Source organism: Inquilinus limosus MP06 (assembly GCF_000767795.1).
Taxonomy (GTDB): domain Bacteria; phylum Pseudomonadota; class Alphaproteobacteria; order DSM-16000; family Inquilinaceae; genus Inquilinus; species Inquilinus limosus_E.
Genome location: NZ_JANX01000458.1, coordinates 1 through 5,285, shown reverse-complemented (window position 1 = coordinate 5,285; position 5,285 = coordinate 1). Strand labels below are relative to the sequence as shown.

Below are 5,285 nucleotides of genomic sequence, written 5' to 3'. Positions count from 1 at the left end.
CCGCCACCTCCACCGCATCCGCCGGCACCGCCTGGCCGTTGGTCAGGATGCGGATGCGCTCGGGCCGCAGTGCGAAGGGCCGGGCCTGGCCCATCAGCTTCCCGGCGGTGGCGGCATCCACCATGTTGGAGGCGCCGACGAAGCCGGCGACGAAGGCGGTGGCCGGCCGGTCGTAGATCGCGCCCGGCGTGTCGATCTGCTCGACCCGGCCGAGGTTGAACACCGCCACCCGGTCGCTCATCGCCAGGGCCTCGCCCTGGTCGTGGGTGACATAGATGAAGGTGATGCCGACCTGGCGCTGCAGCGCCTTCAGCTCCTCCTGCATCGTCTCGCGCAGCTTGAGGTCGAGCGCGCCGAGCGGCTCGTCCAGCAGCAGGACCGAGGGGCGGTTGACCAGGGCGCGGGCCAGGGCGACGCGCTGGCGCTGGCCGCCCGACAGCTGGGCCGGCCGGCGGCCGGCGAAGTCGCCGAGCTTGACCATGCCCAGCATCTCCTCCGCCTGCCGGCGGCGCTCGGCCTTCGGCACGCGCCGGATCATCAATCCGTAGGCCACGTTCTCCCACACGCTCATATGCGGGAACAGGGCGTAGTCCTGGAACACCGTGTTGACGTCGCGATCATAGGGCGGGGTGGCCGAGACGTCGCGGCCGTGCAGGAGCAGGTGGCCCGACGTCGGCAGCTCGAACCCCGCGATCAGGCGCAGGCAGGTGGTCTTGCCCGAGCCGGAGGGGCCGAGCATCGAGAAGAACTCGCCGCCGCGGATCTCGAAGCTGACATCATCCACCGCTCGAACCGCCCCGAAATGGCGGCTGACATGGTCGAAGCGGACGGCAGTGCTGCGGTCGGTCATGGGAATGGCCCGATGATGGGTAGGCGGCGCGGCGGCCCTACGCCCTTCCTGTCATGCCTGGGCTTGACCCGGGCATCCAGGGCGGCAAGAGCAGGTCTTCATGGCCCCTGGATCGCCGGGTCAAGCCCGGCGATGACAGAGTCGGGAGCGTCAGACTATCGCCCGCCCAGGATCGCGATGTAATCCGTGGTCCAGCGCAGATAGGGCACGCAGCCTTCCGGATGATCCGGGCATTGCTGCCGCGGCGTGGTCCAGAAGTGGATCTTGTCGAAGTTCTCGAAGCCGTTGGCCTTGCAGCCCTCGGCGCCCAGCAGCTCATTGCCCTCGCAGGCGGCCGGCACCACCGGCACCGATCCGAACCAGGCCGCCAGGTCGCCCTGGACCTTCTTGCTCAGCGAATGCTCGATCCACTTGTAGGCGCAGTTCGGATGTGCCGCGTCGGCATGCAGCATGGTGGTGTCGGCCCAGCCTGTCGCCCCTTCCTCCGGGATCACGCTGGCGACCGGCTTGTTCTGCGACTTCAGCAGGTTGACCTGGAACGGCCAGGTCGAGGAGGCGACGACGCCTTCATTGATGAAGTCGTCAACCTGGACCGACGCGTCGTGCCAGTAGCGCATCACCAGCTGGCGCTGGCCCCGCAACAGGTCGGTCGCCGCCTTGTATTGCTCCTCGTTCAACTGATAGGGGTCCTTGATCCCCAGCTCGGGCTTCGCCTTCATCAGGTACAGCGCCGCGTCGGCGATGTAGATCGGCCCGTCATAGGCCTCGATCCGGCCCTTGTTCGGCTTGCCGTCGGGCAGGTTCTGCGGCTCGAACACGACGCTCCAGCTCTTCGGCGGGGTCTTGAACACGTCGGTGTTGTAGGCCAGCACATTCGGGCCCCACTGGTAGGGCACGCCGTAATGCTTGCCGTCGACGGTGAACCAGGGCGCGTTCTGCAGCCGCTGGTCGATCGTCTTCCAGCTCGGCACTAGGTCGGTGTTGATCTCCTGCACCCGCTTTCCGTAGATCAGGCGCAGGCTGGCGTCGCCGGAGGCGGTGACGAGGTCGAAGCCGCCCTCGTTCATCAGCGCCACCATCTCGTCCGAGGTGCCGGCGATCTTGACGTTGACCTTGCAGCCGGTCTCCTTCTCGAAGCCGGTCACCCAGTCATAGGCCTTGTCGGTCTCGCCGCGCTCGATGTAGCCGGCCCAGGCGACGATATCGACCTGGCCTTCGCCGTCCCCGATCTTCGCCAGTGGCGCGGCGCCGGCCAGGGTGGTGGTGCCGAACACCAGGGCGCTGCCCAGAGCGAGCATCCGGCGAAGCTGCGATCCCATCTCGATCTCCCCGTTGATCGTGTTGTTGGAGAGAATGGTAGGTCCGTTGCCGGAACGCCGAGAAATATGAAATATCCGGTTTTACTATCGGGAAAACCGATGGCTTTGCATGCCGATCGCCGCGTTCCGTTCACCGCGCCGCCCGGAAACGGCCCTATTGGTCGATGAGGCTCGGTCCGGTGAATAGTCGGGGGGAGAGGAATGGACATCTGGCTGATCCTGGCCGGCGGTGCGATGCTGGCAGGCGGGTGGATTGCATGGTGGTTCACCTTCGGCCGCTTCCTGCTCGATCTGCAGAGGCGCTTCATTGGGACATATGTCGGCGTGGCTCTGCGCGGGTTTCGCCTGTACCGGCCCTGGCAGGCGTGGCTGGGACGGCGCCTGGGTTACGACATCTCGGGGACGGCCAAGGTCGAGGACTTTCTGCGCCTTGAACCCTCGCGGCTGGGCCAGGTCGTCGGTGCAGCCGGCTTCGTCCTCACCTTCCTGGGCCTGTCCGTGATCCTCGAAGGGATCCGCGGGCGCGGCTTCATGGGCCTCACGATCTTCAACTGATCCGGGCTGGCACCGTCCGGCCGGCTAAGCCTGCAGCGACCGCAGGCGCGGCGCCGGGTGGGTGCGGGCGACCTGGATGAAGGTCTCGGCCTGGGTCGAGAGGGGAGAGCCGCGGCGCCAGACCACGCCGACATCCAGCGTCGGCAGCGGGTCGGCCAGCGGCCGCGCCTCGATCCGGTCGCCTTCCAGCGACCAGGGGCGATAGGCCATGTCGGGCAGGATGGCGACGCCGGCGCCGGTCGCCACCAGGCTGCGCACCGCCTCGACCGACGCCGTGCGCAGCACCCGCTTCGGGATCAGCCCGGCGGCCCGCCAGAGCAGGTCGCTGGCCTCGACGATCTCGTCCACCGCCAGCGCGATCAGCGGCTCGTCGACGATCTCGGCCAGCGGGATCGCCTCGCGCCCCATGAAGCGGTGGTCCGGCGGCAGCCACAGCCGGCTCTCGGAGCGGACCAGGATCTCGCTCTCCAGCGCGTCGCGGTTGTCGAGGGTCGAGACGATCATCACCGCGACCGCGATTTCGCCGTTGATCATCAGGTGCTCGATATAGCTCCGCTCCTCCTCGATCACCTCGACCGTGACATTCGGGAACACCCGCCGGAACCGGGCCAGCAGGTCGGCCAGGAAATAGCCGGAGACCATGGTGGTGACGCCCAGCGGCAGGGTGCCCTGCACCGCCTCCGGCAGGGTCTTCAGCGCGTTCTGGGCGTCGGCCACCGCCGCCAGGATGGTGCGGGCGTGGCGCAGGAACTGGTGGCCGGGATAGGTCAGGATCACGCCGCGGGCGTGGCGCTCGAACAGCTTTGCGCCGGTCTGCTCCTCCAGCGCCTTCAGCGCGTCGGTGATCGCCGATTGCGAGATGCCGACCGCCGCGGCGCCGCCGGAGACCGAGCCGGCCTCGGCCACCGCGGTGAAGTACGCGATCTGGCGCAGCGTCACGTTCATGCCGCCACGGTCCCGCGGGCCGATGACGGCCGCAAGAGAAATCGATGGATAGAGATGGACGATCGGTGAAACCGAACGAAATTTTCTGAGCCGACATGCAGATCAGGAATGCAAAGCCGCGACAGCCTTGACTTTTGTGCACTGCGCAACGACATTCCCGTCGCTGCCACGGCAGCCGTCGGTCCCCGATCGCGTGAGCGCTCCCTTGCGGGATGCGTCCTGTCGGCCCCGAACGGAACCCATCCGACTGCCCAGATCGCGCGGGGCGTCACCGTCAACCCGCGCTTATCGCCCCGACGCCGGACGCACCGGTGCCGGCGGCCCGGCGTCGTTGTTACCGAAAGTTCCCCTTTGACCAGTTTTACCGAACTCGGCCTGAACCCGCTCCTCCTGAAGGCGCTGGCGGCCGAGGGCTACGAGACCCCGACGCCGATCCAGGCGCAGTCCATTCCTCATCTCATGCAGGGTCGTGACCTGTTGGGCGTCGCCCAGACCGGCACCGGCAAGACCGCCGCCTTCGCCCTGCCGATCCTGCACCGGCTGATGGCCGACCGGCGCACCGCGCCGCGCCGCGGCTGCCGCGCTTTGGTGCTGAGCCCGACCCGCGAGCTGGCCAGCCAGATCGCCGAGAGCTTCCGCGTCTATGGCCGCCACCTGCCGCTGACCCGCACCACCGTGTTCGGCGGCGTCGGCATGGGCCCGCAGATCCGCACCATGGCGCAGGGCGTCGACGTGCTGGTCGCCACCCCGGGCCGGCTGATCGACCTGATGTCCCAGGGCGCCATTCGCCTCAACGAGCTCGACGTCTTCGTCCTGGACGAGGCCGACCAGATGCTCGACATGGGCTTCATCCACGCCATCCGGAAGGTCGTCGCGGCGCTGCCGGCGAAGCGGCAGAGCCTGTTCTTCTCGGCCACCATGCCGACCGACATCTCCGATCTGGCCGGCCGCCTCCTGACCGACCCGGTGCGGGTCGAGGTCACACCGGTCGCGACCACGGCCGAGCGCATCGACCAGCGGGTCATGTTCGTCGAGAAGGACGACAAGCGGTCGCTGCTCACCGAGATCCTGCGCGATGACGAGAGCATCCGCCGCGTCCTGGTGTTCACCCGCACCAAGCACGGCGCCGACCGGGTGGCCAAGCAGCTGACCCAGGCCGGCATCGTCGCCGACGCGATCCACGGCAACAAGTCGCAGAGCCAGCGCGAGCGGGCCCTGCTGGGCTTCCGCAACGGCAAGGTCCGGGTGCTGGTGGCGACCGACATCGCTGCCCGCGGCATCGATGTCGACGGCGTCACCCATGTGATCAACTTCGAGCTGCCGAACGTGCCGGAGAGCTATGTCCACCGCATCGGCCGCACCGCGCGCGCCGGCGCCGACGGCATGGCGATCTCGTTCTGCGACGTCGAGGAGCGCGCCTATCTGCGCGACATCGAGAAGCTGATCCGCCAGCCGGTGCCGGTGGTGGAGGAGCATGCCTACCGCTCCACCATTCCCTTCAGCCAGCGCAGCACCGGCCCGGCCCCGCGCGGCCAGGGCCGTCCGCAGCAGCGTGCCGGCCGCCCGCAGGGCGGCCACCAGCAAGGGCAGCGCCCGCAGGGTCATCAGGGCCAGCG

General features: G+C 68.4%; 5 protein-coding genes. 2 read left to right on the top strand and 3 right to left on the bottom strand.

The window, feature by feature from the left end:
- Both P409_RS25830 and P409_RS25825 read right to left on the bottom strand, forming a co-directional pair.
- The coding region (locus P409_RS25830) for an ABC transporter ATP-binding protein (RefSeq protein WP_034845199.1) at positions 1-850 on the bottom strand (850 nt) is incomplete at its 3' end.
- A gap of 155 nt (positions 851-1,005) precedes the next feature.
- Positions 1,006-2,169: an ABC transporter substrate-binding protein gene (locus P409_RS25825; protein ID WP_034845198.1), complete on the bottom strand. Its 1,164-nt coding sequence runs from the start codon at positions 2,167-2,169 to the stop codon at positions 1,006-1,008.
- A gap of 201 nt (positions 2,170-2,370) precedes the next feature.
- Here P409_RS25825 and P409_RS25820 point away from each other — a divergent pair, with 201 nt between their 5' ends.
- Positions 2,371-2,724, top strand: a complete 354-nt coding sequence (locus P409_RS25820; RefSeq protein ID WP_034845197.1) for a hypothetical protein — start codon at positions 2,371-2,373, stop codon at positions 2,722-2,724.
- 24 nt (positions 2,725-2,748) lie between these two features.
- Here P409_RS25820 and P409_RS25815 read toward each other — a convergent pair whose 3' ends face one another.
- Positions 2,749-3,669 (bottom strand): LysR family transcriptional regulator, encoded by a 921-nt coding sequence (locus tag P409_RS25815; RefSeq protein WP_034845196.1) that lies wholly within the window; start codon positions 3,667-3,669, stop codon positions 2,749-2,751.
- A 351-nt stretch (positions 3,670-4,020) separates the two neighbouring features.
- Between P409_RS25815 and P409_RS25810 the strand changes: the two genes are divergently transcribed.
- On the top strand, positions 4,021-5,285 hold a 1,265-nt coding region (locus P409_RS25810), incomplete at its 3' end, for a DEAD/DEAH box helicase (RefSeq protein ID WP_034845195.1).